Annotated in this window: 2 protein-coding genes; one reads left to right on the top strand and one right to left on the bottom strand. The window is 68.9% G+C overall.

Features of this window, described 5'->3' with window-relative positions:
* Positions 1-2932: VCBS domain-containing protein (locus AC1D12_RS29025; protein WP_477844607.1), on the top strand; the 2932-nt coding region annotated here is incomplete at its 5' end.
* Between the two features lie 24 nt (positions 2933-2956).
* Here the strand turns inward: AC1D12_RS29025 and AC1D12_RS29030 are convergent.
* The coding region (locus tag AC1D12_RS29030) for an EAL domain-containing protein (RefSeq protein ID WP_477844609.1) at positions 2957-3217 on the bottom strand (261 nt) is incomplete at its 5' end.

Here is a 3217-nt window from a genome sequence, read left to right on the forward strand (position 1 = left end):
CAACACCACGATCCAGGCTCTGCGTGCCGACCAGTCGCTGACCGAGACATTCGCCGTCAAGAGCGCYGACGGCACCAGCTCYTCKGTCACGGTCACCATCAAGGGCGCCAACGACGCTGCCGTCATCTCCGGCGCAACCGCCGGCTCCGTCACSGAAGACACYGCYGTCAACGSCTCCGGCARCCTGACCACCGGCGGCACCCTGTCCGTCGCCGACATCGACAACGGYCAGGCCGTGTTCCAGGCCCAGCCKGCCACCGCCGGCACCTACGGCACCTTCACGCTGACMTCGGCCGGCGTGTGGACCTACGCAGCCTCCAACAACAACGCCGCGATCCAGACGCTGCGTGCCGATCAGTCGCTGACCGAGACCTTCACCGTCAAGAGCGCCGACGGAACCTCATCGAGCGTCACCGTCACGATCAACGGCACGAACGACGCCGCGATCATCGGCGGCACGTCGACCGGCAACGTCGTCGAGGCCGGAGGCCTCAACAACGCCACCGCCGGCACGCCGACCGCTTCGGGCTCGCTGACCATCGCCGATGTCGATTCGGGCCAGGCCTCGTTCGCCACGCCGGCCAGCCTCGCGGGGACCTACGGCACATTCACGTTCAACACGTCGACCGGTGCCTGGACCTATGCACTCGACAACTCGAAGCCCGCCACGCAGGCCCTGACCGCCGGCCAGCCGGTGCACGACACGCTGACCGTCACCAGCCTCGACGGCAGTGCCACCAAGCAGATCGACGTCACCGTCACCGGTGCCAACGACACCGCCGTGATCACTGGCACCGCCACCGGCAGCGTGACCGAAGCAGGCGGTGTCAACAACGCCACCGCGGGTACTCCGAACGCCTCCGGCACGCTGACCGCGACCGACCCCGATGCCAGCCAGTCCCTGTTCGCCACGCCTTCCAGTCTCAGCGGCCTCTACGGCAACTTCACCTTCAACCCGTCGACCGGCGCCTGGACCTACGCACTCGACAACAGCAAGGCGGTCACGCAGGCGCTGACCGCCAACCAGATCGTCCACGACACCCTGACCGTCACCAGCTTCGACGGAACCGCGACGAAGCTGATCGACGTCACCGTCACCGGCACCAACGACGCCCCGGTCGCCAGCAACGACAGCGGCACCGTCACCGCCGCCGGCACGCTGACCGTGGCGACCGCCGCCGGCGTGATCCTGGCCAGCGGCGGCAGCGGCGCCGACACCGACGTCGAAGGCGACGCCTTGACCGTCAGCCTGGCCGGTGCCGGCACCGGCACGCCAGCCACGACGGTCGCCCCCGCAGGATCGAGCATCACCGGCACCTACGGCACGCTGACGCTCAAGTCCGACGGCAGCTACTCCTATGTCGCCAACAATGCGGATGCGGTCGCCACCGGCGCCTTCGTCACCGACGTGTTCACCTACCAGGTGAAGGACCCGAGCGGCGGCACGTCGAACGCGACGCTGACCATCCAGGTCGCCGGGCAGGCCGACACCCTCACCGCCGTCACGCCGACCACGACGGTGATCACCAACACCCAAGGCCTGAACGGCGAGTACTACGGCTACAACGACAGCACCGTCAACGGCAACCGCCGCCACAGCGACGACGCCAGCGTCGGCAACCTCGACCGCGTGTCCGACTTCAACACGCTGGTCAACGCGCGCAACGCGGCGATGGGCGGCAGCAACAACATCCTCGGCACCTCGACGGCCGCCGTCACCGGCACCGTCGACGCCCGCTTCGTCGCCAAGACCATCGACTACGGCAGCGCACCCGACGTCAGCAACTCGCTCGGCTCGAACAGGAACGTCGCGGCCGGCGGATCCACCGCGCCCCTGACCGACAACAACAGCTCGCTGTACAAGTTCCTGCACCGCACCGCCGGCAGCGATGCCGGATCGCTGAGCATCGAGACCGGCACCGGCGCCGGCAGCGTCGGCGGCAGCGGCCCGACCAGCGGCCTGGGCACCACCACCGACGCAGGCGTGCGCCTGACCGGCGAGGTGTACATGGCCGCCGGCACCTACGACATCCGCGTCACCGCGGACGACGGCTTCCGCCTGATGCTGGACGGACACCAGGTCGCGGTCTACGACGACATCCAGTCGCCGACCACCCGCGTCTACACCGGCGTGCCGATCACCGGCGGGCTGACGGCGCTGGAGCTGCTGTACTGGGAGCAAGGCGGCAACGCCGTGCTGAAGATCGAGATCAAGGCCACCGGCTCGGCAGACACGACCTACCAGACGCTGGGCACGAGCAACTTCGCGATGTTCAGCGACGCGAATGCGCCGACGCTCTCGGACACGCAGGACATCGTGGTGAGCGGCGGCCAGTACGTGATCCGCACCGGCTCCACGCTGGACGGCGGTGTCGGCAACGACACGCTGACCGGCAGCGCCGCCCGCGACAAGCTGATCGGCGGGGCCGGCAACGACGCGCTGAACGGCGGCGACGGCGCCGACACGCTGATCGGCGGCAAGGGCAACGACACGCTGGCCGGCGGCACGGGCCATGACGTCTTCCAGTGGAAGTTCGCCGACCAGGGCACGACCGCGGCACCGGCGCGCGACGTCATCACCGATTTCGACAACACCGCCAACTCGGGCGACGTGCTGKACCTGCGCGACCTGCTGGTCGGCGAGCTGCACACGGCCAACACGGTGACGACGGCTGCCTCCATCGGCACCAACAACGCGACGGCGATCACGGTCGACCACGGCAACCTGAACAACTACCTGCACTTCTCGGTGGTGGGCGGCAACACGGTGGTCGAGGTCAGCACCGGCGGCGGCTTCACCAACGGCACCTACAACGCGGCGGCGGTGAACCAGGTGATCACGCTGAACGGCGTCAACCTGGTGAGCACCTTCACCACCGACAACCAGGTGCTGGACGACCTGCTGAAGCGCGGCAAGCTGGTGGTGGATTGATGGCGGGCGGGGCCCGCGCCCGCTTCAACTGTTTTCGCTGATCCAGGGCCCGGTGGCCCCGTCGATGCCGCAGTCCCACAGGCGCTGCGCATCGGCGGCGTTGCTCACGCCCTCGGCGTACACCTGCAACGACAGCCCGTGCAGCAGCGTCACCGTGCCGCGCACGAAGGCGGCGCGGTTCTCGTCGCTGCCCACGCCCTGCACGATGGCCGCGTCGAGCTTCACGTAGTCGAGCCCGGCCTCGAACAGCCGCGGGATCTTGCCCAGCCGCTCGCCGGCATGCTC

Source organism: Rhizobacter sp. P1_G5, assembly GCF_056405435.1.